Source organism: Allomuricauda sp. d1, assembly GCF_039592695.1.
In the GTDB taxonomy this organism is placed as follows: Bacteria; Bacteroidota; Bacteroidia; order Flavobacteriales; family Flavobacteriaceae; genus Flagellimonas_A.
In genome coordinates, this window is sequence record NZ_JBBUTK010000001.1 from 1,204,523 (window position 1) to 1,230,620 (window position 26,098).

The 26,098-nt window shown below is 43.2% G+C and carries 21 protein-coding genes and 1 tRNA gene; 15 read left to right on the plus strand and 7 right to left on the minus strand.

Features of this window, described 5'->3' with window-relative positions:
* Positions 1-18: 18 nt before the first annotated feature.
* Positions 19-94: transfer RNA gene (locus AAAH86_RS05590), tRNA-His, on the minus strand.
* Between the two features lie 446 nt (positions 95-540).
* Between AAAH86_RS05590 and AAAH86_RS05595 the strand changes: the two genes are divergently transcribed.
* Positions 541-2,508 (plus strand): tetratricopeptide repeat-containing sensor histidine kinase, encoded by a 1,968-nt coding sequence (locus AAAH86_RS05595; RefSeq protein ID WP_343486530.1) that lies wholly within the window; start codon positions 541-543, stop codon positions 2,506-2,508.
* On the opposite strand, the gene bshB1 is transcribed toward AAAH86_RS05595, so the two are convergent.
* The 4 genes from bshB1 to ccsA form a co-directional block, all read right to left on the minus strand.
* Positions 2,505-3,221, minus strand: coding sequence for a bacillithiol biosynthesis deacetylase BshB1 (bshB1, locus tag AAAH86_RS05600; RefSeq protein WP_343486531.1), 717 nt, complete (start codon positions 3,219-3,221; stop codon positions 2,505-2,507). The genes AAAH86_RS05595 and bshB1 overlap by 4 nt on opposite strands.
* Positions 3,221-4,387, minus strand: coding sequence for a PLP-dependent aspartate aminotransferase family protein (locus AAAH86_RS05605; RefSeq protein ID WP_343486532.1), 1,167 nt, complete (start codon positions 4,385-4,387; stop codon positions 3,221-3,223). Before AAAH86_RS05605 ends, bshB1 begins: the two co-directional genes overlap by 1 nt.
* A 185-nt stretch (positions 4,388-4,572) precedes the next feature.
* Positions 4,573-5,979 (minus strand): MATE family efflux transporter, encoded by a 1,407-nt coding sequence (locus AAAH86_RS05610; RefSeq protein ID WP_343486533.1) that lies wholly within the window; start codon positions 5,977-5,979, stop codon positions 4,573-4,575.
* 166 nt (positions 5,980-6,145) lie between these two features.
* The gene (gene ccsA, locus AAAH86_RS05615; RefSeq protein WP_343486534.1) at positions 6,146-9,316 is read right to left on the minus strand and encodes a cytochrome c biogenesis protein CcsA; all 3,171 of its coding nucleotides are present in this window, start codon (positions 9,314-9,316) and stop codon (positions 6,146-6,148) included.
* A gap of 131 nt (positions 9,317-9,447) precedes the next feature.
* On the opposite strand from ccsA, the gene AAAH86_RS05620 reads away from it, so the two are divergent.
* From AAAH86_RS05620 to AAAH86_RS05650, 7 genes are all read left to right on the plus strand, one after another.
* Positions 9,448-10,203 (plus strand): DUF2520 domain-containing protein, encoded by a 756-nt coding sequence (locus tag AAAH86_RS05620; RefSeq protein WP_343486535.1) that lies wholly within the window; start codon positions 9,448-9,450, stop codon positions 10,201-10,203.
* Between the two features lie 154 nt (positions 10,204-10,357).
* Positions 10,358-10,885 carry an HAD-IIIA family hydrolase gene (locus AAAH86_RS05625; protein ID WP_343486536.1) on the plus strand — a complete coding sequence of 176 codons (528 nt, stop codon included), beginning with the start codon at positions 10,358-10,360 and terminating at the stop codon, positions 10,883-10,885.
* Positions 10,878-11,477 carry a Maf family nucleotide pyrophosphatase gene (locus AAAH86_RS05630; protein ID WP_343486537.1) on the plus strand — a complete coding sequence of 200 codons (600 nt, stop codon included), beginning with the start codon at positions 10,878-10,880 and terminating at the stop codon, positions 11,475-11,477. Before AAAH86_RS05625 ends, AAAH86_RS05630 begins: the two co-directional genes overlap by 8 nt.
* Before the next feature lie 50 nt (positions 11,478-11,527).
* Positions 11,528-12,499 (plus strand): septum formation inhibitor Maf, encoded by a 972-nt coding sequence (locus AAAH86_RS05635; RefSeq protein ID WP_343486538.1) that lies wholly within the window; start codon positions 11,528-11,530, stop codon positions 12,497-12,499.
* Positions 12,496-13,038 (plus strand): mechanosensitive ion channel family protein, encoded by a 543-nt coding sequence (locus AAAH86_RS05640; RefSeq protein ID WP_343486539.1) that lies wholly within the window; start codon positions 12,496-12,498, stop codon positions 13,036-13,038. Before AAAH86_RS05635 ends, AAAH86_RS05640 begins: the two co-directional genes overlap by 4 nt.
* A 77-nt stretch (positions 13,039-13,115) precedes the next feature.
* Positions 13,116-15,650 carry a PIG-L family deacetylase gene (locus AAAH86_RS05645; RefSeq protein ID WP_343486540.1) on the plus strand — a complete coding sequence of 845 codons (2,535 nt, stop codon included), beginning with the start codon at positions 13,116-13,118 and terminating at the stop codon, positions 15,648-15,650.
* A gap of 106 nt (positions 15,651-15,756) precedes the next feature.
* Positions 15,757-17,490, plus strand: coding sequence for a sodium:solute symporter (locus tag AAAH86_RS05650; RefSeq protein WP_343486542.1), 1,734 nt, complete (start codon positions 15,757-15,759; stop codon positions 17,488-17,490).
* Between the two features lie 48 nt (positions 17,491-17,538).
* Here AAAH86_RS05650 and AAAH86_RS05655 read toward each other — a convergent pair whose 3' ends face one another.
* On the minus strand, positions 17,539-18,387 hold the full coding sequence (locus AAAH86_RS05655; RefSeq protein WP_343486543.1) for a DUF2911 domain-containing protein: 849 nt from the start codon (positions 18,385-18,387) through the stop codon (positions 17,539-17,541).
* 98 nt (positions 18,388-18,485) lie between these two features.
* The gene (locus AAAH86_RS05660; RefSeq protein WP_343486544.1) at positions 18,486-19,625 is read right to left on the minus strand and encodes a T9SS C-terminal target domain-containing protein; all 1,140 of its coding nucleotides are present in this window, start codon (positions 19,623-19,625) and stop codon (positions 18,486-18,488) included.
* Positions 19,626-19,817: 192 nt separating this feature from the next.
* Between AAAH86_RS05660 and AAAH86_RS05665 the strand changes: the two genes are divergently transcribed.
* The 7 genes from AAAH86_RS05665 to AAAH86_RS05695 all read left to right on the plus strand — a co-directional run bounded on the left by AAAH86_RS05665 (position 19,818) and on the right by AAAH86_RS05695 (position 25,965).
* Positions 19,818-20,309: an SRPBCC family protein gene (locus tag AAAH86_RS05665; RefSeq protein ID WP_343486545.1), complete on the plus strand. Its 492-nt coding sequence runs from the start codon at positions 19,818-19,820 to the stop codon at positions 20,307-20,309.
* Position 20,310: 1 nt separating this feature from the next.
* Positions 20,311-21,003, plus strand: coding sequence for an SDR family oxidoreductase (locus tag AAAH86_RS05670; protein WP_343486546.1), 693 nt, complete (start codon positions 20,311-20,313; stop codon positions 21,001-21,003).
* A complete protein-coding gene (locus tag AAAH86_RS05675) occupies positions 21,003-22,313 on the plus strand; it encodes a deoxyribodipyrimidine photo-lyase (RefSeq protein WP_343486547.1) in 1,311 nt (436 codons plus the stop codon). The genes AAAH86_RS05670 and AAAH86_RS05675 overlap by 1 nt, the downstream gene beginning before the upstream one ends.
* Before the next feature lie 43 nt (positions 22,314-22,356).
* A complete protein-coding gene (locus tag AAAH86_RS05680) occupies positions 22,357-23,787 on the plus strand; it encodes an amidohydrolase (RefSeq protein ID WP_343486549.1) in 1,431 nt (476 codons plus the stop codon).
* Between the two features lie 25 nt (positions 23,788-23,812).
* The gene (locus AAAH86_RS05685) at positions 23,813-23,980 is read left to right on the plus strand and encodes a Lacal_2735 family protein (RefSeq protein WP_343486550.1); all 168 of its coding nucleotides are present in this window, start codon (positions 23,813-23,815) and stop codon (positions 23,978-23,980) included.
* Entirely contained in the window at positions 23,931-24,875 is a 945-nt protein-coding gene (locus tag AAAH86_RS05690) for a hypothetical protein (protein WP_343486551.1), read from the plus strand. The genes AAAH86_RS05685 and AAAH86_RS05690 overlap by 50 nt, the downstream gene beginning before the upstream one ends.
* A gap of 88 nt (positions 24,876-24,963) precedes the next feature.
* Complete coding sequence (locus AAAH86_RS05695) at positions 24,964-25,965, plus strand: pirin family protein (protein WP_343486552.1); 1,002 nt, start codon at positions 24,964-24,966, stop codon at positions 25,963-25,965.
* The last annotated feature ends 133 nt before the right edge of the window (positions 25,966-26,098 follow it).

Consider the following 26,098-nt stretch of genomic DNA (forward strand, 5'->3'; position numbering starts at 1 on the left):
TTCAGAGCCCTTTTCATTGGGTGGAAGACCGGGTTCGAACCGGCGACCTCTAGAACCACAATCTAGCGCTCTAACCAACTGAGCTACAACCACCATGTCTCATTTTGCCACAAACACTGTGCGGCGAAGTTGCTTATCCCGAGAGCAAAGCGATTCGGGAAGCTATAACCACCATTTAAAGCGGATGCAAAGGTAATTTTTTTTAGACCTTCATTCCAAATAATTGGATGTTTAAATTTTCTTTTCATATCAAAACCGATATTTTATCCCTGGCTTCTTTGTTGCTATATTTTCTCAAATATATCGATGAACGGTACGTTTTCTTAGATAAACCGACAAAAAATGATGGTTCACAACATTAATTGGTCTTTGAGTGATTGCATCCGTAGTTTTACCAACCTAATGATTTAAAGGTCAATGCCCCAAATTAAAACCTTTAAGAATTTACTATGCTATCGCAAGAAAAGCGTTCTGATTTTTTCTTGCACACTGTTATTATCATCAATTTCTCTAAACGCCCAAAAGAATCTTAGGGATAGCTTGGCCTACGAAATCCAAGAAGTTAAAGCCAAGCCTGATTTCAAACCTACTGATACACTCTACATCAACTTAAGCAATCTATTGGCAGATCGTTATCGTTTTGTGAACAGCGATAGCCTTTACCAAATGTCTAAAGTCACTTTAAAGTTGAGCAAACAAATTGACTATAAGTATGGCCAGTGTGAGGCCATGGACAATTTAGGGGATTTTTACTCTGATCGGGGAGATTCAAAAGAGGCCATCAAATATTACCAAGAGGCCCTACCACTTACCAGAAAAATCGGCCATTTGGATCTTGAATTATCGCTCTTAAATGATTTGGGAAAAGAATACGACTACTTAGGTGATTATGCACAGGCACTTGAAAGTTTCTTGAAAGGTATAGATCTCGCCAAAAAATACGATAACAAAGATATGTTGTCGATAATCAATGAAAATATTGGTAGCATTTATGCATCACAAAAAGACTATGACCAAGCTCTTGAGTTTTACAAAAAAGCCAAAAAGTATAACGAAGAACTAGGCAATGAAATTTATATCGCCGAAACATTGAGCAACCTAGCCAGTCTTTATACCGATACTAAACAATTTGATTATGCGATGTTCAGCATCAATAAGAGTATCGGAATCTTTGAAAAGCTTCAAATTCTTGATTGGTTGGCTTTTGCCTATGAGGTAAAAGGACGAATCTATCTTCAACAAGAAAAATACAATTGGGCGCTGTACTGGTACAATGAAAGCTCAAGATTGCATGAAAATTTAGATGACAAAAGGGGGGAGATTGATTTGCTGAACGGTATGGCCAAGACACACTTCAAGCTTGGCAACGACTCTATTTCATTGGCTCTTTCAAAACGAGGCTACACCATTGCCCAGCAACTGAATTCCATACAGGGCCAAATAGATTGCTCTGAAACACTGTACCACATTCATAAAAAGCAAGGGCAATTTGATAAGTCACTCCAATATTTAGAGTTTTTCAAAGAATTGTCTGATTCACTTTCAAAAGACAAAAACCGTCGAAGTCTTTCGCTACTTGAAGCAAAACTTGAGTATGAGAAACAACAGCAAAACCTTATAGCGGAAAACCAAAAAGCGCTGGCCAAGCAACGTAACTACATCTATCTTGCCTTTGTCATTCTGTTGATTTTAGGGGTCGTAACCCTCTTAGTATACCGGAATGAAAAAATACAGAAGAAGCTCAATAAAGAGTTGAAAGAAAAGTCAAAGGTACTTCAACAGAGAGAGGTAGAATTAAGCACAAACAACAAGACCAAGACCAAACTTTTTTCGATCATAGGCCATGACTTGAGAGGGCCCGTGGGTGCATTGCAGGGCTTATTGAAAATGTTCCTTTCCAAAGAGATCAACGAAAAAGAGTTCTTTGGTCTTTTACCCAAACTGAAATCAGATATTGACCATATACACTTCACATTGAACAATCTCTTGTCTTGGGGCCAAACCCAGATGAACGGTGTCGTGACCAAGCCAAAGAGCATCACTTTGGAAACCATAGTCGATGAAAATATCAACCTGCTCAAAGAAATCGCAAACAAAAAATCAATCAAACTTCTCAATCAAATGCCCGAAAATGTGACCGTCTGGGCTGATTTGAACCAGATAGACATTGTGGTTCGAAATCTGATAAGCAATGCGTTGAAATTTACCCCAGAAAATGGTTTGGTGACCATAGAGGCAAAAGAGTTAAAGAACGTTTGGCAGGTTTCAGTTCGTGACACAGGCATCGGTATGGATGAGGAAACCCAAGAAAAACTTTTCACCGAATTGAGCACCCATACAACTTATGGCACAAACAATGAAAAAGGTACCGGTCTAGGACTTTCGCTATGCAAAGAAATGGTTGAAAAGAACAAAGGAGAAATCTGGGTCGAGAGCCAATTGAAAAAAGGCTCTACATTTTATTTCACCATCCCAAAAGGTTGCAAAAAATACAAAAAAGCGGGTTAAATCAGGTCAAAAACACCCCTTACCCCTATTTTTCGTTCAATGGTAAAGCCTTCGGCATGTTTGGTTCCGATAAGCCTTCCCAAATCTCTGGCACGATAATCAACACTGTCAAAAAAGTTTTTGCTGCTTATGGGGGTTTCGGGCTCATCACTTTTCTCATCATAAAACTGAGAGGAATACGCTTTTATGGCTTCCATTTTTTTATCCATAAATCCTGAGACATCGACAGCAAAGTCAGGTTCAAGATTTTTCCATTGAATGTAATGGTACACCGCTTTGGGTCGCCATGCTCGCTGCTGCTGCTTGTCAAAAGTGGTCTCGATTTTGACCAATCCGCTTAAAAAACAGGCATCACTGACCAGTTCAGCACCTTTGGCATGATCAATATGCCGGTCTTCAACGGCGTTGCACAATACTATTTCAGGTCTGTACTTTCTGATGACTTCGATGACCTTTAATTGATGCGTTTTATCATTTACAAAAAAACCATCGGCAAACTTTAAGTTTTCCCGTACTGCCAACCCTAAAATCTGTGCTGCCTTATTTGCTTCTTCATCACGGATTTCGGCAGAACCACGTGTACCCAACTCTCCTCGTGTCAAATCGACAATACCCACTTTTTTACCAGTAGCTACTTCTTTTGCAATGGTTGCACCTGCGCCCAGTTCTGCATCATCAGGATGCGCCCCGAAAACCAATAGATCCAATTTCATCAAACCAAAACCGTATTTGATTTTACTTTTTTGAGCGCCTGTTCAATATCTTCAACCAAATCCTCAACTTCTTCAATTCCTACGGAAAAACGAATCAGCCCATCTTTTATTCCTTGTTTTTCCCTATCTGCTGCACTCATCAGTGCGTGGGATGTCAATACGGGCGAAGTCACTGTGCTCTCGACCCCCGCCAAACTCATCGAAGGCTTTATCAATTGTAATGACTTCATGAACTGCGAGGCATCACGCCCTTCTTTCAATTCAAAGGAGAGCATGCCCCCGAACCCATGCATCTGGCTTTTGGCCAATTGATGATCAGGATGGTTTTCAAGCCCCGGATAGTACACTTTTTCTATATCTGAATGTGATTCCAAATGCTTTGCCAAGTCCATCGCATTCTCACTTTGGGCTTTAACTCGCAGCCCCATGGTCTTTAGACTGCGCTCTAGCAACCAAACGGTCTGGTCGCTCAAACTACCGCCAAAGCAAATGGAAGATTGCCATATCTTTTCCATCTTCTCTTTGGATGTGGCCACCGCACCAGCACACAAATCGGAATGGCCGCCCATATATTTTGTAGCACTGTGGATGACGATATCAATCCCAAAATCAATCGGATTTTGGTTTATAGGACTTGCAAAAGTATTGTCAATCATCGTCACGAGCCCATGTTTTTTTGCCAAATCAGCGACAGCCTGCATATCGGTGATGGTCAACAGCGGATTGGATGGCGTCTCAATATAAATGACTTTTGTGTTTGGCTTTATTTCACGTTCGAAATCCGCAGTATCCCAACCCTGGGTGAACGAATAGGTCACTCCATACTTTTCCAACTGGGTAGTGGCAAAATTATAAGTGCCTCCGTACAATGTTTGTTGAAACACAATATGGTCACCCGCTTCTAAAAAAGCCATCAAACAGTGGCTAATGGCGGCCATGCCGCTGCCAAAAATCATTCCCGCTTCGGCATGTTCAAGTGCAGCGATTTTTTTACTCAAGCCCTCTTGGTTCGGTGTATTGAAATATCTGGGGTATCGCTTTGCGTCGACGTCTTCAAACGCATAAGAACTTGACATGTATAACGGTGATACAGCACCTTTGAACCGCTCATCCTTGATTGCACCAACGTGGGTACAAATGGTATTGATTCCTTTTGTTTTTTTCATGGATTCAAAATGAGTCCTAAAAATAAGGAAATAAAACACCCCTAAAGTCCCCTCAAGGGGACAATTTTAAAATCACCCCTTTCCAAAAAAGGAAAACGGCTCCACCCTATCCATCAAGAATTATTATGACACCCCAGCCATCCGCCTTTGGCGGATTCGCTGACCCCTCAAGGGGACAATCTTTATTACACTTGAACAGTTTTCCATTTGCCTTTTTTAAACCAGGCAATGGCGATGATGGCCAGTAAAACCTCAGCAGTGGTAATGGCTATAAAAACTCCCATGGCACCAAAATCCAATACCAAAGCCAATACGTAGGCCAAAGGTAGTTGGAACATCCAAAATGAAATGAAATTGATTTTGGTCGGTGTCTGTGTGTCACCCGAACCATTGAAGGCATTGGTGACCACCATACCATACGCATAAAATATGTAGCCCGCGGCGATGATTTGAAGACAAAGTGCCCCATTCTCCACAACCGAAGGTGTCGCGTTGAACCAACCCACAATCTGTTTGGCGAAAATGAGGTAGACCAATGACACCAGTCCCATGAAATAGGCATTGTACTTGCCCGTGATCCAAACGGATTTTTCTGCTCGTTCAGGCTGTTTTGCCCCTAAATTTTGACCCACAAGAGTGGCCGCTGCATTGCTCATGCCCCAAGAAGGCATCAAGGTGAACATCATCACCCGAATGGCAATGGTATACCCTGCCAACACCTCACTGCCAAATTCAGACATGATGCGCATCAAGAAGACCCAACTTGAAGTTCCAATCAAAAATTGAGCAATACCGCCCAATGAAACCCTGACCAGATTGAACATGACCTTGACGTTCAATACTACATCTTTGAGCAACAATCGTATTTTTCCCCACCCGAAGAACAAAATCCCCAGTTGAAAGAGCACGGCAGTGCCACGACCAATATTGGTGGCTACGGCGGCTCCCATGACACCCAATTCAGGGAAAGGACCCCATCCGAAAATAAAGAGCGGATCAAGAATGATATTCAGTCCGTTGGAAAGTACCAATGTCCACATCGCAATGCTTGCATCGCCCGCGCCACGAAAAATGGCATTGATGAGAAAGAGCAACATGATGGTGACATTGCCCCCAATGAGCCACTTGGTGTATCCATGACCCTCTTCAATCAAATCAGGCTCGGCACCCATAAGTGCCAAAATCTCTTTGTTGTAGAGAAAACCGACGACCCCAACGACAAGCGCTACCAAAACTCCTAAGAAAATAGCCTGAACTGCGGCCTCTCTAGCCCCTTGCAGGTCTTTTTCCCCTACTCTACGGGCCACAACCGCGGTTGCCGCCATACTCAATCCAATGGCTATGGCGTAAACCAAGGTAATTACCGATTCGGTCAATCCGATGGTCGCCACGGCATTGACACTGACCTGTGAAACATAAGCGATATCGACCAAAGCGAAAATACTCTCCATGAGCATTTCAAGGATCATGGGGATGGACAGCATGAAAATGGCCTTGCGGATACTACCTGTGGTAAACTCTTGTTCTTTGCCTGTTACGGCTGTCCAGAAATAACGGATGAATTTTTTTATGGATGGTGTTTGTGATGACATGATTTAGAAATTATGTGTTGTAGAAAAAAGAAATACGGCGCGTAATCGAAAACTCCCTTTCGATTACAAATTCTGGCCCAGTGCCAAAAAAACCGTAGTGTACATAACTTCTATAGCTTCATGATGCTGCAAATATGGGGAAAATTTGGACTAAAATCTAAATTTTTTAAGTTTTTGCATAATTCACCCGATACCTCCATAGGCTAATTCCTCCCAAAATTAAAATGCCCAAGACAATGTACTTGACATAACCTGGCGTAATGGCCGCTGATCCAGATTGGGCATAACTGTGTAGCCCGACCAAATAAAAATTGACCCCAAAATAGGTCATCATAATACTGCTGTAGGCGACCACACTGGCAAAATTGAAGGTCCACCGACCACGAAGGCCAGGCACCAAGCGCATGTGCAGCACAAACGCGTAGACCATGATGGAAATCAACGCCCAGGTCTCTTTGGGATCCCAACCCCAATAACGGCCCCAACTCTCATTGGCCCATTGTCCGCCCAAAAAATTGCCAATGGTCAACATGACCAAACCTACGGTCAATGCCAATTCGTTGATGATGGTCAGCTCTTTCAAATTAGTTTCCATCCGCTTTTTGTTCTTTTCGGTGGTCAAAATCATCAAAAGCAATACGGTCACTCCCAGAATCATCCCCACGGTCAAGGGTCCGTAGCTGCCCACAATAACTGCAACGTGAATCATCAACCAATAACTGTCCAGCACAGGTACCAAGTTTGCAATGGCGGGGTCAACCCAGCTTTGGTGGGCTATGAACAACAACATTGAGGCCACGAAAGCACTGGCGGCCAAAGTCAAATCACTTTTGCGAACAAACAATAGCCCAATGCCCATGGTTGCCCAAGAGACATAGAGAATACTTTCATAGGCATCGCTCCATGGGGCATGGCCCGAAATATACCAACGCAACACCAAACCCACAGTATGCCAGATAAAGAACAAGATGATGATGCCCTTCAGGAAATAGGTGGCCGCTTTCCAGATTTCACGGTCTCTGAAAATCCTAAAAATCAAGACGATGAAAAGCAACAACCCGATAAGGCCATAATATTTGTACAGGCGATTGAAAATATCAAGTTTGTTGTAGATAATTTCCGTTTTTACTTTTTCATCGGACGGCAACACTTCTGAACCATGGTTCTTTTGGTTTTGATGGAAGGCTTCCAGCAACTTATTGGGAGTGGAGTAATCGCCTGTTTCAATAGCTGTCTGTAGCGTATTTAGGTAGTACGGAACGGAATTCTGCATGAAATTCGCATAGAGCGAATCTTGTACCTGATATTGCCCAGAGCGGAATTCCACTGGGGAAATCCATTTGTTGTTTTCATCGTTCAGCAGCGGGAAGATTTTCAAAATCTGTCCGCTCAAGGCCATGTTCAGCAAGCTGAAACGTTCGTGAAGTTTAATAAAATCTTTTTGAAATTTATTTGGGTTGGTCGTCGATGTGGCTTCCTCTAAATAGGGCTTTAACCTATACATGCCCGTGGCATCAAAAAGGTCAACGGCCTTGATATATTTTTTGCCTTTTTCAACCCCAAGAATTTCGCGAATACTGTCGTTTTGCTTAGAGCCCAAATTGGTCACTATGAACTCAGTATTGTACCAAGCAACCTGGTTGAGCATCATTGACAGGAAAACCTGATCTGAATTAAGCCCCTGAAATGTATCCTTACCACTCAGTTTGCGGAGCAACTCTGAAGAAAAGGTGTGGATAGGCTTCATGCGCCCCCCTTCATCTTGCACGACCAATGCCCCAAAGGTATCGGCATGTGCTGCCGAAACTGTCGTGGCTTTGATAATGGAGTCTACCTCTTCAGCCGTTGGCATACGATTGTGCTGGCCCGAGTCGTGCTGAGCCATGGCAAAAGTCGAAACCAAAAATGCAAAAATGCCCATTGCCGCTTTTTTGGCTTTTAGTTTGTCCAATGCCTTGGTCAAATCTTTGAATCTCGTTTTGCCGAAGAACATGATGCCCATGAGACCGAGATACAGCAAAAAATAACCGATGTAGGTAATCCATGTGCCCCATAGGTCATGGTTGACCGAAAGCACCGTACCTTTTTCATCAGGATGAAAACTCGATTGAAAAAAGCGGTAACCCCGATGGTCTAGAATATGGTTCATGTAAATATCATAATCAAAAGACCGCTCATCTTGCACCGTCACCTTACTCATAAACGATTTATAGCTGGTTTCTGTACCGGGATATTTTTCGGCAATAAAATCGTTCAGTTTGACCTGAAAGGGCAATTGATGTTCCTTGGAACCATATTTCAGTGAAAAATCCAGTCCGCCGACGGTAACCTTATCTGCAAAATTGGTAGGGCCTTTGTTGCCTAGTATTTTCACTTCTTTGGTATCACCATTGGCAGAAACATTGACGACCAAGGCATCTTGGGTCTCTTCTGTGATTTCCTCTTTTGGAACTTTGACGATTCCATACCTTCCTTTGAGCAAAGGTTCGGGAATGACAAACTGCATCCCAGCCATATTGTACAATGAACGGAGTTGCAATTGTTGAAGGCTATCCGCAACGACTTGACCCTGAAATTGGTCGGCCATGCGCATAAAGTTGCCAGAAAATGGCGCTTCAATGGTGTAGATACTATCAGTAGTGGCAATGTTGATGGCTCCTTCAGTCGGTTTGTTCAGAGAAAACAAAATATTGTGAATACTTGCCACTTGTCCATTTTCCAAGTAGTGTTCATGACGCTGGCCATCACCCGCTTCCACGAGTTTTAGGTAGCTGTTGCCGCTTTCATCAGGAATCAACCCTTTCTTGGCCCCATCAATAAAATCCACAAAATCAATGTTGAAATCTACACCGTTAAATTTGCCCCGATATGGAAAATCAGCGCGTTTTCCTTCTGCAGTAATCAAAACAGGCTCTTCAATCGTCTTACGCATCAATTGGCCTTCAATCTCGCCGTCGATAAATGCTGTCAAATAGGTCTTATCAGAATAGAACACGTTTTCGGCTCTGCCCTCGCGGATGGGCATCATGCCCTCGTAGCTGATATAGCGGGTGACAAATGCACCTACAATAATGAGAATCCATGAAAGATGAAGCACCAAAACGGGCCACTTTTTCCATCGAAGCAACTTATAGCGAAAAATGTTTCCAATGAAATTGATGACAAAAAACACCATGATGGCCTCAAACCAGGTGGCATTGTAAATGTAGATTCGAGCTGTCTCGGTACTATACCAACTCTCAACGAAAGTGCCGATGGCCATGGCCGTGGCAAAAAGCAGAAATAGAACGGCCATCAATCGGGTCGAAAACAGGGTTTTCTTAATCAAGTCAATCATGCATCCCAGCAGTTTGGCATGCAAAAGTACGGCCTTTTAAGGATTTGTATCGACTCATTACCGCCCAAAAGGTTAAACACATTTGTTAATTCTTTTTAAAAACCCTGTGCAACTACTTTGTACTTTTGCGCATGCTTTCCGTCATTCTTTTGGGCACAGGCAATGTGGCACACCACCTTTTTAAGGCTTTTTCAAAAGTTGAATCCGTTTCTGTGGAGCAAGTTTATGGAAGGAACATCAACAGCTTGAAGAATTTTGAGAACCAAGCCGATGTCACCTCAACGAGCGAAGCAATCAAAGATGCCGATGTCTATCTTATCGGTGTGGATGACAGCTCCATTACAGAGGTTTCCAACTTGCTGAACGCTAAAAATGGTCTTGTGGCACATACTTCCGGTAGTGTTCCCATGGATGCCATTGAACATGAAAACCGAGGTGTTTTCTATCCGCTGCAATCGTTCACAAAAGGAAAAGAAATCGATTTTTCAAACATTCCCATTTGCATTGAGGCAAATAATGACAAGGAATATGAAGTCTTGGAAAAACTTGGCAAGGCCATCTCGACATCTGTACATCGAATAACCACAAAACAACGACAGGCACTGCATCTACCTGCGGTTTTTGTCAATAATTTTACCAATCACCTGTATCAAATTGCAGAGACCCTTTGTGAAGAAAGAGACGTACCGTTTGAGCTTTTAAGACCCTTGATTATGGAAACTGCGGACAAAATCCGATTTTTGAGCCCAAATGAGGCACAAACCGGCCCCGCAAAAAGAAACGATATAGAAATAATGCAACAGCATTTAGACAGTTTGAAAAATCCACTCCGCAAAAAAATATACCAACTGATGAGTGAGTCGATACGTGAAAGTAGTCGGAAGTAGGATGTGGGGTGTCGGATGACGGGTGTTGGATGTGGAAAAGTAAATAATCAGAATTCATGTGGATTCATGAAATTTAAACCCTAGACAACAAAACATTGATTTCGAATAAACAATACAATCAACACACAGGGTATAGCGTATAGCAAATAACAACATGAAGAAAAACTATAAAGAACTGCTGAAAGACATTACCACCTTCATTTTTGATGTGGATGGCGTGTTGACCAATGGGTCCATCTTGGTCAGCACCGACGGCGAAATGCTGCGGAGCATGAACGTGAAGGATGGTTTTGCACTCAAGACTGCACTGCTCAAGGGCTACAACATCTGCATCATTTCTGGCGGAACCAATGAAGGGGTACGTGCACGTCTCAAGGGTTTGGGCATCACCGATATCTATTTGGGCGCACACTATAAAGACGAACCGCTTGATGAATATCTCGATATTCACGGCATCAAGCCCGAAAACGCTTTGTATATGGGTGATGATTTGCCCGATATTCCTCCAATGAAGCGTGTGGCGTTGGCCACTTGTCCACAAAACGCAGCAGCCGAGGTCAAGACTATTTGTGATTATGTTTCGCACAAAAATGGCGGTGAGGGTTGCGTACGTGACATCATCGAGCAGGTGTTGAAAGTGCGCGGGGATTGGAATGGCAATTTCAGTGCGAAAAATGACTGAAAATCCACTGAAACAAAAACTCGCCAATCACAGAATCATACTGGCCTCTGGTTCACCACGTAGAAAAAAGTTTTTTGATGAACTGGGCCTAGATTTTGAAGTGCGGTTGAATCCTGTGGATGAAGTCTATCCAGAAAAACTTCGAGGAAGCCAAATCCCTGATTATCTGGCTGAGCTCAAAGCTTCCGCTTTTGAGGGAACACTGAACGACGATGAAATTCTGGTTACCTCAGATACGGTGGTCTGGTATAATAACGAATCGTTGGCCAAAGCTAAAAACCATGAAGCAGCAGTAGCTATGCTCTCAAAACTTTCTGGGGATTGGCACGAGGTCATTACCTCGGTCTGCTTTACCACATCCTCCAAACAAAAGACCGTGAATGCGACCACAAAAGTCAAATTTGCAGAACTTACCCCACAAGAAATTGATTTCTATATCCATCAATGCGAGCCTTTTGATAAGGCTGGGGCTTATGGCATTCAAGAATGGTTGGGTGCTGTGGCCATTGAAGAGATTCGTGGCTCATATAATAACGTGGTCGGTTTTCCCACACAATTGGTTTACAAAACGTTAATGGATATGGTTGGATGATTGCGGTTGGTTAACTTTGTCATACCAGTTCTCGATTTAAACTACATATCATGAAAAAATGGTTACGATTTGAAGTATCGGTTGTTCTCTTTGCGCTCGTCATTAGCTTTTTGGAAGGATGCAAAGAAAAAACGTCCAATGAACCACAAGACTTGGCTTTGAATTCAGAGGTTGCCTCCTCATCAAATGAGTCTAAAACCTCAGCCAAAAAACCACTTTCAGAAGATTTCAAGAACTATTGGTATGCGGGGGATGCTGAAATCACATCTTACAAACTGGAGCAGGCCAGGTATGGTGAACTGCGTGAAGGCGAAGCTGTATTGATTTTTGTGACCGAGCCTTTTCTGCCTGACGTGCAAGTGAAGGCAGATGGGAGTAATTCGAACAACATTCCCGTTTTGAAATTGAACGCCACCAAAAAATACCTGACGGGCATATACCCCTACTCCATCATGAGCAGCACGTTCTATCCCGTGCACAACAACCAACATGCAATAAAATCCAGTTTGTCGGTACAAGAATGGTGCGGTCAGGTGTACATGCAACTGAACAACCGCGACAACTTTGAAATCATGTCACATTCCTATTTCGAGAGCGAGGCGGATCAACAACTGAAACTGGACAAAGCGTTGTTGGAAAACGAGATTTGGAACAAAATCAGAATCAATCCTGAAGGATTGCCCACAGGGAATATTGAAATCATCCCTTCCCTCGAATATTTCAGGGTACAGCACAAGCCTGTTCAGGCATATGCCGCTACAGCTATACTTTCAAAAAATGGGGCGGTTACTACCTATGCCATCGATTATTCAGGAACCGACCGAAAACTGACCATCAACTTTTCGGCTGATTTCCCCTATCAAATCGAGAGCTGGGAAGAGGAATTCAAAAGTGGCTTTGGTGCCAATGCCAAGACCATGGTTTCAAAAGGAAAGAAAATGAAGACCCTGAAAACCCCCTATTGGAAACAAAACTCAAATAAGTATATTGCACTTAGAGATAGCCTTGGTCTAAAAATATGAGAGAATTTATTTTCGAGCACCAAAATGAACTATTGGCAACCATCATCAGTTTGGTTGCCTTTTTGATTCTGCGACAATTATTTGTTGCTGCCATTAAAAAGGTGGGCAGAATCAGCGATTTGAACATGTCACGCACACGATTGGTATCAAAATATGTGACTTTTGGCCTGTTTGCACTACTTCTGGTGTTCTGGGTACTGGTCTGGGGCATAGACATCAAAGAAATCGGTCTTATTGTTTCTTCCGTTTTCGCGGTCTTGGGAGTCGCCCTATTTGCTACATGGTCCATCGCAAGCAATATTACGGCAGGTATCATTCTGTTTTTTTATTTTCCCTACAAAATTGGGGACCGCATTCGCATCTTGGATAAGGATTTTCCCGAAGAAGCGCTCATTCTCGACATTAAAGCGTTTCATATCAACCTTATGCGTGACAATGGCGAACTGTTGACCTACCCGAATAACCTATTGCTGCAAAAAGGGGTCGTTCTCGTTCAGAAAGAAGTAGCGACAGAAGAAGACCTTGACCATACTTTTTAGGCTGTTAAAGAAGTTTTAAATAGAAGCACTGCTGATTGACAAACAGCTATATTTGATTGACCACTAAACGACGAACTATGCATAAATTCTGGGCATTTTTATTGCTATCCGCAGTCATCTCACTCCCTCTAAACGCCCAAAAGCCAAAAAACCATACTTCTGCCGAAATCTACCACGAGTTACAAAAGCTCAACTTTTTGGGCACGGCACTTTACGTTGCCGCGCATCCTGACGATGAAAATACGCGCTTGATATCCTACCTTGAAAACGAGGTGCACGCCCGTACCATATACCTGTCATTGACACGGGGGGATGGCGGACAAAACCTCATTGGGCCTGAGCTCAGGGAGTTATTGGGCGTATTGCGCACACAAGAATTATTGGCCGCACGAAGTGTCGATGGCGGTGAACAACGATTCACCAGAGCCAATGATTTCGGTTATTCAAAGCACCCCGATGAAACCCATCGAATTTGGAACAAAGAGATGGTCTTGGGCGATGTGGTCAAGACCATTAGACAGTTAAAGCCTGATGTCATCATCAACCGATTTGACCATAGAAGTCCGGGCAGTACCCATGGCCATCATACCAGCTCGGCCATGTTGGGTGTTGAGGCCTTTGACTTGGCAAGTGATAGCAATGCTTATTCAGAACAGCTGAATGCCATGGACACTTGGCAACCCAAGCGATTGTTTTTCAATACCTCATGGTGGTTTTACGGTAGCCGAGAAAACTTTGAAAAAGCCGATAAATCAAATTTGTTGCAATTGGATGTCGGCGTGTTCTACCCTGAACTTGGGGTCTCAAACAACGAAATCGCCTCGCTTGCCAGTAGCCAGCATCTCTGCCAAGGCTTTGGTCGTATTTCAACCCGCGGATCACAAGATGAATATGTTGAATTGATCAAGGGCTCGCTTCCTGAGGATAAAACAAACCTTTTTGAAGGTATCGATACCTCATGGTCAAGAATCGAAGGGGGAGCTGCCATTGGCGAGATTCTCTACAACGTCGAGAACAACTTTGACTTCAAAAACCCAGCTACGCATCTTCCTGAATTGGTAAAAGCCTATAACCTATTGGAAAGTGTCAAGGATGACCACTGGAAAGTGTTGAAATCCCCCCATCTGAAAGAAATTATTTTGGGCTGTGCAGGGCTTTATCTTGAGGCCAGTGCTGAGAATGCATCCACTTATCCCGGTGCCACGGAGAAAGTTAATATCGAAGCATTGAACAGGGCTGGGCAAAACATCACACTAGAATCCATTTCTATTACTGGCACAGAAACTAAGCTAGATTTGGGCGAAAACCTTGATAAAAACCAAAAACAAAATCACGAACTTCAACTAAAGGTCTCGTTGGATAAAGCACACACAAGCCCATATTGGCTAAAAGAAGAAGGCTCGTTGGGCATGTATACCGTAAACGATGAAACGCTGATTGGCCTACCCGAAACACCCGAGGCCTACACCGCCAACTTTAAATTGACCATCGATGGTACCACCATAGATTTTCAAAAACCAGTGATACACCGCTACTCAAAACCAGACAAGGGTGAGCTTTACGAGCCCTTTGTGGTATTGCCAAAAGTGACCGCTTCCTTTGAAGACGATGTGATGATTTTTGCGGATGGAAAACCAAAACAGATTCCCGTAGCGTTGCGGGCAGGCAAAGACAATGTCTCTGGAAGTGTGGGCCTAAACCTTCCGGAAGGTTGGAAAGCCAACGAAACCACTAAGCAGTTTTCCATCGAAAAAAAGGGCGAGGTCAAAACAATGCTTTTTGAAGTTGTGCCTCCGGATAATGAAAGTGAAGGATTCATCTCTCCCATACTAACCGTCGAAGGTGAACAATACGACAAAAAACTGGTCGAGATTGACTACAGCCATATTCCCAAGCAATCGGTATTGCTTCCTGCAAAAGCCAAAATTGTTCGCTTGAACATTCAAAAAAGTGGCGAACATATCGGATACATCGTCGGTGCGGGGGATAAAATCCCCGAAAGCCTTGAACAAATAGGCTACCAAGTGCATACCATTGATGTTGACAACATTCAGAAAGGTGTATTGGATAAATATGATGCCATCGTTGTCGGTATCAGGGCCTATAACGTGGTCGACCAGCTCAAGTTCAAGCAACCCATTTTAATGGAATATGTTAAGAATGGTGGCAATCTCATTGTACAATACAACACAGCAAACCGATGGCGCTCACAGTTTGAGAACATTGCGCCGTATTCTTTGACGCTATCAAGAGATCGGGTCACTGACGAACAGGCACCTGTTGAAATTATTGCTAAAAACCATGCGCTGGTCAATTTTCCTAATTCTATCACTGAGAAAGACTTTGATGGTTGGGTACAAGAACGTGGATTGTACTTCCCCAACGAGTGGTCAGAAGAATTCACCCCTATTCTTTCAATGAACGACAAAGGTGAAGCCCAAAAAAAGGGAAGCCTATTGGTAGCCCCTTATGGAGAAGGCAACTACATTTACACGGGCCTCAGTTTCTTTCGCGAATTGCCCGCAGGGGTTTCTGGTGCCTACAAACTTTTTGCCAATATGCTTTCATTGGGCAAAGAAAAAATAGCCACAGAGAATGAAGTCAAAGGATGATTATAAGCATGAGTTTATTTGGAAATGGGAATATTCCATGGTCCTTATCCTAAATGCACTGTATATTTTGATTTTTTATTACATCATGAATTCCAACATCTGACGCATGGCCGTAGTTGATTGGATCGTACTTTGTGCCACACTGGCTTTTATCGTGTTTTATGGGGTTTGGAAAACCCGGGGAAGCAAAAGTGTCGAAGATTATATTCGTGGTGGTGGTAATGCAAAATGGTGGACCATTGGCCTTTCGGTAATGGCGACCCAAGCCAGTGCAATCACCTTTCTCTCCACCCCAGGCCAAGCCTTTCATGATGGTATGGGCTTTGTACAGTTCTATTTTGGCCTTCCACTTGCCATGGTGGTCATTTGTCTCATTTTCGTTCCTATCTATCACAAGCTAAAAGTGTATACGGCCTACGAGCTTTTAGAGCAACGGTTTGACCTTAAGACCCGGACGTTGACGGCTATTCTTTTCTTGATTCAACGCGGATTGGCTGCCGGAATCACCATTTTCGCGCCCTCGATTATATTGTCGGCCGTTTTAGGTTGGAATCTGCAAACACTCAACATCCTTATTGGTATTTTGGTCATTATCTACACCGTCTCTGGGGGAACGAAAGCGGTAAGCGTCACCCATAAACAACAGATGTTCGTCATCATGGTCGGTATGTTCTTTACGTTCTTTTTCATTTTAGGAACGTTGCCACCTGATGTTTCACTGGGCGACTCGTTAAAAATTGCTGGGGCTACCGATAAATTGAACATTCTTGATTTCGGATTGGACACCCGTAACCGCTATACTTTTTGGAGCGGAATCACGGGAGGGTTCTTTTTGATGCTCTCTTATTTTGGTACCGACCAGAGCCAGGTGCAACGCTATCTATCTGGCAAATCGATACGTGAAAGTCAATTGGGATTGATTTTCAATGGCATTTTAAAAGTACCCATGCAGTTTTTCATTTTGTTGGTAGGGGTCATGGTCTTTATCTTCTACCAATATCAAAGCTCACCATTGAATTTTAATCCCGCTGCGCGGGATGCGGTTGTGAATTCAACCTTGGCCGAAGATTACAGCTTGCTGCAAGAAGAACATGAAGCACTTGAAAAAGAGAAGCGAATGGCCCAGAACGAATATACAAAGGCCCTGCAACTAAAAGACTTTAATTCTATCGAGCAAGCGCGCATCAACATCCTCGCCATCAATGACCGAGAAAATGAAAACCGAAAAGTGGCAAGAACTATGATTGAAGAAGCGGATCCCGATGTTGAAACCAACGATAAAGACTATGTGTTCATTCATTTTATTCTGAACAATCTGCCCATGGGGCTTGTCGGGCTACTTTTGGCCGTCATTCTTTCGGCAGCCATGTCGTCGACCGCTTCAGAGCTGAATGCACTGGGTACCATTACGGCTCTTGACCTGTACAAAAGAAACAGATCCAATACGTTGAACGATTCGCATTATGTGCTTGCCACCAAAGGTTTTACGCTTTTATGGGGAGTCATTGCCATTATCATTGCCTGCGTAGCGAATCTGTTCGATAATCTCATACAGTTAGTGAACATTATTGGATCCATCTTTTATGGCAATGTACTCGGTATCTTCCTGCTGGCCTTTTTCTTTAAATATATCAAAGGCAATGCGGTCTTTCTGGCCGCAATATTGACACAGATCATCATTTTTGTGCTTTTTTTCACGCTGATTTTTCCCTATGAAAGTGGTCAGGAGAAGTTGGGCTATCTTTGGTTGAATGCGATAGGTTGTGTATTGGTCATCGTTCTTGCTTCGCTATTTGAACTTTTCGATAAGCTTTTGAGAAAAGAACCCATAAACGTATAAAAAAAACCGGCTGTAAAAGCCGGTTTTTTCCATGAAAACAAAATAGTTTTAAAGAGCGCCCCACTCTTTCAAAGAGTCTTTGTTCAATTTCACATAATCAGCGTTACCGGCCTTTTCAGCTGAAGCCAAAGATTTTTTTGCTGCTTCAATGGCTGCCTTGGTATCACCAAGCTTAGCATGAATTAGTGATTGCTTGCGCATTACCCAGAACATTCTCCCTTCTTCGTCCATGGCGACCGCTTTGTCAATCCATTCTTTTGCCTTGTCCATATCTTTTCCTTCATCATAGTAATATGAAGCAGCAGCATAGTACTGATTGGCAGAAGGGCCACTCATTACGGCTTCAATACTTTTCTGTGCTTTGTCAAGGGTAGGCACTTCAAACTTTACTCCTACATAGGCTTTCTCCCAAAGCATGCCCAACGTAGCGCCGTTGTTGTGCAAATCATCGATCGTAATGGTGAACGTTTCTACGGGCATTGGCATTTCATAGACTTGGGCCTTGGTCGTCAATGCCACTTTTGAAGCATCCCATTCTTGTGGGGTGCCCCAATTATTGGTGTCAGCATAAAAAATAACTTCCCAAACGGCTTCACCAGGCTTGGTATAAATGGCATACGACCCAGCTTTCAATTCCTTTCCATCGATTGTTACGTCATCGCTGAAAGTAATGGTCGTGTTTTTGTTGGCACCGGTTCTCCAAAGTGCATCATAGGGAACCAAATCACCAAAAATGGTCCTTCCCTTCATAGAGGGTCTTGAATACTCTACTTTTACATCGGTCAAACCTACTTCTTGCTTTAATTTTGAGCTAGGACTAGGCTGTGGTGTCTGCATTTGGGCTGTCATCGATAGCGATAGCACAGCTGCACATGCAACTAGAAATAATTTTTTCATTGTATAGTGGTTTTAAAGTGGATATAGCCACAAATCTACCTATAAACCCGACCCTATCTTGTTAAAAATTACATAAAGAAACTGCGCCCAGAAGTAGTTCAATCACGTATAAAAGGTCTTGAAATAATGCCATTGCCATGGAAAAATGCCAAATGATAGATGGAAGGTTCAAAAGTGGAAAGATTCACCTCACGTTCAGGTATATCTTCTAGTGGAGTAAATTGTACCAGCCTACCCACACTATCAAAAATGCCCATACCAAAAATTGGGGCCCTAACATTGAGCTCATAACTGAGAATATCAGAGCCAAAGGTGCGGTATAAAACCAAGTCTCCCGCTATCTCGGGTTCAGCAGGCTCTTCGCCATCGCCAGGTTCATCTTCTTCGTTCAATGAAAATCGAAACAAACGGGATGTTGAGGTTATGGGCGGACTTGTACTATTGAACGCTTCTGATGTGGCATAAAGAGTTTCCCCAACTTTTGTGATGGCTTCAATTTGGGCAAAGCCCACATTTAAGTCTGTCTTTGTGGTGTTCGTTGAAAAAATGGAATCAGCATCCACATTTTCTACCCTGACAAAAAAAGGAGTCAGAAACTGCGAGTAGCCCACCAGATACAATTCGTTGATTATTTCATCGTAAGTGGCACCCGTGACCAAGCCATCGATTTGATAATCACCTAAACGTTGTGCCAAAAATGCTCCCTGCAACTTCGGCAAACGATAGGCAGTTGTACCCTGGCGTTGCCATTGTTTGGTGAGTACCACGAGGTCATCCCCCAAAACAAACAGGGCTTCTGCATCAAAGTCACTGTTTGCCGAAGCTGTAAAGTCATTTTGGTCTTCGTAAAAAAAGTCAATGGTTTCAGCTGATACAGTATCCGATTGGTCGTACACTGCTTTTGGAATTTTAAGAATTTTCAAATCCTGTCGGTCACCAAGATTGTTGCCGATATCGGCAATGTAAATAAAGTTGTTATCTTGGGTGATATCTTCCCAATCTGTATTGCTAACATTTTCAATGGTAACCGTTCTGACAATCTGCAGTGAGGTGGTGTCAATTTCATAAAGCTGTGGCAAATTACCGGAGTCATTGTGGGTAATCAAGCGTCCATTGTAAAAAATAAGTCCAGATGTTTCATGAATGCCAGAGGGCAACTCGCCAATAGCTGTAATGTTGCTTTGAGACCAACCGGTAATGGCAAAAAAAACCATCAAAATGACTGCACTTGCTTTCATGACTTAATATATAGAAAGATACTCGTTTCGTCTTTACAATAATAAAAACTCCGATTACAATGTCATTTTACCGTTTTTTTGATTAAAATCCTATGTTTTTAGTACCCTTGAAGCCTTGTGAATTTATAATTTGTTTAACCATTAACTTTTTTAGTTAAACAAAAATGATGTTATTTTCGTGAAAAGTCACAGATGAAATTATACCAACTGAAAGCCAAACAGGGGCTGCCCATTTCACGGAGAGAGGCTTGGGAATTTCTTTCAGATCCCAAAAACCTGAAAGTGATCACGCCAGACAAAATGGGGTTCCATATTTTATCAGGCGCCGACAGACCCATGTACCAAGGCCAAATCATTCAGTACATTGTGAAGCCGTTTCCGGGATTTTCAACCAAGTGGGTCACTGAAATCACCCATGTGAAAGATGGAGAGTATTTTGTTGACGAACAACGCTTTGGCCCCTACTCCCTCTGGCATCACAAACACTTTTTGACCGAAATCGAGGGAGGCGTAGAAATGGAAGACTTGATTGACTATAAAATACCGTTTGGGTTCATCGGGCAAGTGGCACAACCCTTTGTAGTAAAAAAGCAATTGAAAAAAATATTTGAATATCGAGAAGCGAAGCTTAATTCGCTTTTCGGTACCCTAAACGGATACCAAAACTTTTTAGAATTGAACTGACATGGCAAAAAATTATGTATTGATAGGCGGCTCTCATGGCATCGGCTTTGAAATCGCCAAAAAACTTCTCGACCATCATACAGTGTATGTGGCCTCACGCACCAACGAACAACTGGGCAATTTGGATGTAAATTACATCGCATTCGATGCGACGACCGATACCCTAAACGAGGATGAACTGCCCAAAGAAATTCACGGATTTGTCTACTGCCCAGGCAGTATCAACCTGAAACCCTTCAAGATGATGGGCGAAGAGACTTTTCGTGAGGATATGGAGCTCAATTTCTTTTCAATGGTAAAGGTGGTCAAGACCATCATGTCAAGAATGGCTGAGGGATCGTCCATGGTGTTTTTCAGCACCGTTGCGGTTCAGACCGGTATGCCCTTTCACACCAGTGTAGCGGCTGCTAAAGGAGCCATTGAAGGTTTTGCCAAATCGTTGGCCGCAGAATATGCCCCAAACGTAAGGGTCAACTGCATCGCACCTTCTTTGGTTGACACGCCATTAGCGAGCCGGCTTCTGAACAATGATAAAAAACGTGAAACAATGTCAGAGCGGCATCCCATGAAACGTGTGGGAACCCCTGCCGATATTGCCAACCTTGCCGTGTTTTTGCTTGAGGAAAACAGCAATTGGGTGACCGGTCAAATTCTGGGGATTGATGGCGGAATGTCAACCTTAAACATATCTTAATGGCAGATAACGTCAATATTTTTTGGTTTCGTAGGGATTTACGGTTCGATGACAATGTCGGGTTCTACAATGCCCTGAAGGGAGACCATCCCGTTTTGCCAATCTTTATTTTTGACACCGAAATTCTGGATAAACTTCCCAAAGACGATGCCCGTGTGACCTTCATCCACGAGACATTGCAAAAAATGCGCTCAGCACTTCAAGATGAGCATGACAGTTCAATAGCAATGTACCACGGCACTCCAGAAAATATTTTTAAACATCTTTCAAAGAAATATGACGTTGGCACAGTGTTCACAAACCGAGACTACGAACCCTATGCCAAAGAACGTGATGACCATATTAAAAGGTTGTTGGCTGACCACGATGTCGATTTCAAGACCTTCAAAGACCAGGTCATTTTTGAAAAAGATGAAGTAGTCAAAGATGATGGCGACCCGTATGTAGTCTACACACCCTACATGAAAAAATGGAAGGCAACTTTTGACGAAGACGATAACCTGAAAATCTACTATACCAGCCAGGTTTTAGACAATCTTATTAAGCACAGTCGATTGCCCAATCTATCACTCTCAGATATCGGATTTGAAAAGTCTTCTATTTCGGTTCCCGATTATACCGTGACCCCTACCTTGATCGAGAATTATGAAGATACCCGAAACTTTCCTGCCAAGGAAAATGGCACTTCACGTTTGGGGCCCCATCTTCGTTTTGGAACCGTTTCCATCAGAAAAATGGTCAAAAAGGCCATCGCTGAAAGGAATGAAGTTTTTTGGAGCGAGCTGATTTGGCGTGAATTCTTCATGCAAATCCTCTGGCATTTTCCCAGAACGGTGAATGAAGCCTTCCGTAAAAAATATGACAGAATCGAATGGCGCAACGACGAAGAAGAATTCGAAAAATGGAAAAATGGGGAAACCGGCTATGCCCTCGTCGATGCCGGTATGCGAGAACTCAACCAGTCGGGGTACATGCATAATCGGGTGCGGATGCTCGGGGCAAGCTTTCTATGCAAGCATTTGCTGATTGACTGGCGGTGGGGCGAAGCTTATTTTGCAGAAAAACTGCTCGATTATGAAATGGCGAGCAATGTGGGCAATTGGCAGTGGGCAGCAGGCAGTGGTGTCGACGCGGCTCCCTATTTCCGCATTTTCAACCCAATGACGCAAGTTGAAAAATTTGACAAGAACAAAAAATACATCAAAGCGTGGGTTCCCGAATACGGTACCGATGAGTATCCTGAAAAAATGGTCAATCACAAAGAGGCGCGAGAACGTTGTCTTGAAGTCTATAAAGAGGCTGTCGGCTAACTCATTTTTTGGTATTTTAGAAGTCCTCTTAAACTATTAGAAAATGAATAAAAATTTCCTTACACTATTGTTCATTGCAGCAACCCTTCAATTTGCTGTTGGCCAAAAAATAGGCAAGAACAAACAGGCCGTCATCACTTCCATCGAAAAACACAAATCTGAGCTGATTCGTATCAGTGATTCCATTTGGGCACTGGCAGAGACCGCTTTCGAAGAATCCAAATCCGCAGAAGTGTTGGCCGAATACGCCGAAAAAAACGGATTGAAGGTCACACGGGGAGTTGCAGACATTCCTACCGCATTCACTGCCACGTATGGTTCTGGCAAACCCGTTATCAGTATTTTGGGAGAATTTGATGCCCTGCCAGGTTTGTCGCAAAAAACAGAACCGACCAAAAACCCAAGAATTGATGGCGCTCCGGGGCACGGATGCGGCCACAATATGTTCGGTGCTGCCAGTCTGGGTTCGGCCATCGCCATCAAAGAACTGATAGCTGATGGAAAAATAAAAGGGACCGTCAAATTCTTGGGGACGCCCGCAGAAGAAAAGTACTTTGCCAAAGTCTGGATGGTCGAAGCGGGACTTTGGGACGATGTTGACGTGAACATCAGTTGGCACCCTGGTGCAAACATTGAAGCCGATGTACAGAGCGGACTTTCCCTTATCGATTTTATTGTGGAATTCTACGGACAAGCAGCGCATGCCTCTGCCGACCCATGGAATGGTCGAAGTGCCTCAGATGCTCTGGAACTCTACACCACGGGTATCAATTACTACCGCGAACATATCAAACCCACTTCTAGAATACATTACCATATTCAAGATGGCGGGCAAGTAGTGAATGTGGTGCCTGATTATTCTAAAATCTGGGTGCGGGTGCGCGACCCAAAGAGAAAAGTAATGCTGCCCACTTATGAACAGGTCAAAAAAATGGCTGAAGGTGCGGCAATCATGGCCAATGTAGAATACAAAATTTCGCTGGTTTCAGGTATTTACGAAACCTTGGTCAATCGCTCTGGCGGTGAAATCATGCAAGAAAACTTAGAATTGCTCGGCCCTATTACTTATACAGCAGAAGAAACAGCCTTTGGCAAGGCCATTCAAAAGGCCACCGGCAAACCTGAAGTTGGTATGGACAGCAGCATTGAACCCTTAAAAGAAACAGAGGAGTTTCCAGGGGGTGGGTCAACCGATGTGGGTGATGTGAGCTGGAATGTGCCCAACATCAACTTAAGCGTGACCGTAGCCCCAAAAGATACCCCATGGCACTCTTGGGCAGTTGTGGCCTGTGGTGGTATGAGCATCGGTCATAAGGGAATGGTCTATGCGTCAAAGGCGATGGCGATGACCATGGTCGATTTGTTCGAAAATCAAAAGTTGGTCGACAAGGTCAAAGAAGAATTCAAAAACCGAAAAGGAGACGAAAAATACGAGGCCATGATTGATGGCCCGCCCCCTATCGGCAGTAACTAAGTGAGTTCACCAAATAAAAATTGCTATGTTCAACTTGTTCAAAAAGAAATCCGAAAAAGAAAAATTACAAGAGAAGTATCAAAAATTGATGAAAGAAGCTTTTGAGCTTTCTAAAACCAACAGGTCAGCCAGTGATGATAAATATGCAGAAGCAGATGCAGTTCAAAAAAGAATTGACACCATTTCAAAATAACCATTTTTCAAAAATTATCGCCGTTTGTCTTTTAATTGTGGCCACAACTCCGATTTACGCCCAAAAAACTGCTTTAGATCGGTTTGAACCCTTGATGGGCAAAACTTGGAAAGCCGAGGGCGCTTGGGGCGATGGTTCAAAATTTAAACAAGAGAGCAGTTTTGAATATGGGTTGGATAGCACGATAGTTTTGGTAAAATCAAAAGGGTACACCAATCAGCAACAAACGGAATATGGCGATCGCAACCACGGCATCCGGAAATTTGATTCTGAATCAAATTCACTTAAATTCTGGGAATATGATGTTTTTGGAGGAATCACAAAGGGAACTGTTTATACGGAAGGGAAAAATATTCGCTACGAATATGAATACGAGGGAACCACGGTGACCGATTTGTGGGAATATGTGGATGGCAACACCTATAACTTCAAGGTAGGAAGCTATGCAGACGGCGAATGGAAACAGGTCTATCTAGAAACCACTTTCAATGCTGAGCCAGAAAACGGATTCAATTTTGATTTTGACCATCAATCGCTGGTCGTCACCAAATTGATTGATACCGGTAATTTTTATCGTGACATACTTCAACTTGAAGAGATTCCGCATCCTGATAGAGCTCCCGGTTTTCGGTGGTTCAAGGTCAAGGGCAATTCACAATTGCATCTCATCAAAAAAGATGTGATCGAGTTCAAGAAAGATAAAAGTATTCATTTATGCCTTTCCACAGCAAGCCTCGAAAAGTTTATAGAACACCTGATGGCCCAAAAAATAGATTTTTATGATTGGCCAGGTAACAAAAATTCAGTCACCAACAGGTCAGATGGTGTCAAACAGATTTATGTTCAAGACCCTGATGGCTATTGGATCGAGATAAACAATGCCGAGCACAATTAGGCCATCCAAAAAATTGTCCCCTTCTTGCATCCGACAGGCGTATGCGAGAGGAATGCATAGCTTTAGGGAATGTATGAAAACTTAAAAAATGAATAATCCTATAATCCAAACTCTTCCCTTGGGTTTCCCCTGGCAAACCCAAGACCCCTTTTTGTTTTGTGTGCATCATTTAGACCATTACCCAAAAGGCAATGATGACATGGGGCCTGACCCAAAATTGTTACAGGGCCGAAATTTGGGCAATGATTTCACTTTAAAGGACGGATGGCGCATGTATCACGGCCAGACTGTGCCCGGTTTTCCCTATCATCCACATAGAGGTTTTGAAACTATCACTATTGTGAACAAAGGTTTCTGTGACCATTCAGACTCTCTTGGGGCCGCTGGCAGGTTCGGGCAGGGCGATGTACAATGGATGACCGCTGGCCGTGGGGTGCAGCATTCTGAAATGTTCCCCTTATTGAATAAGGATAAAGACAATCCGTTGGAATTGTTTCAAATATGGCTGAACCTCCCGAAATCGGACAAGTTTGTCGACCCCCATTTTAAAATGCTCTGGCATGAAGAGATACCGATTGTTGATGAGGAAAATGCCAAAATCAAGATAATCGCTGGAAGCTATAAAAATACCCAAGCAGTATCACCCGCCCCTAATTCTTGGGCCGCCAATCCTGAAAATGAAGTTGCTGTATGGAACATCCACGTAGATGCCGATTCAGAATACATAGTACCAGCGGCCAAAAGCGAAGTATCGCGAACACTATATTTCTATGAAGGATCGGAAATCTTTATTGGCGACCGTAAAATCAATCCGAATTTCGGAATCATTTTGGAAGCATCCCAAGATGTCAACATCAAAATCGGAAGCGAAAAAGCACACTTTTTATTGCTTCAGGGCAAACCCATCAACGAGCCCGTCGCCAAATACGGTCCGTTTGTGATGAACACCCAAGAAGAGATACAACAGGCGATGGATGAATACCGCCTGACACAATTTGGGGGTTGGCCGTGGCCCCATGCCGATAATGTTCATGATAGAGAAAGAGGTCGGTTTGCCAAATATCCTGATGGGAAATTGGTAGAAAAATAGGGGTTTTCACACTTTTCAGGATACGTCTCTGCATTTCTCCATGGGCATTATCATCAATGATGGTATTAAAAAGAAGGGCAATTCGGTAGGGTTTTTGCCGTTGTACTTGTTATTTAGCCTAATATTCAAATCT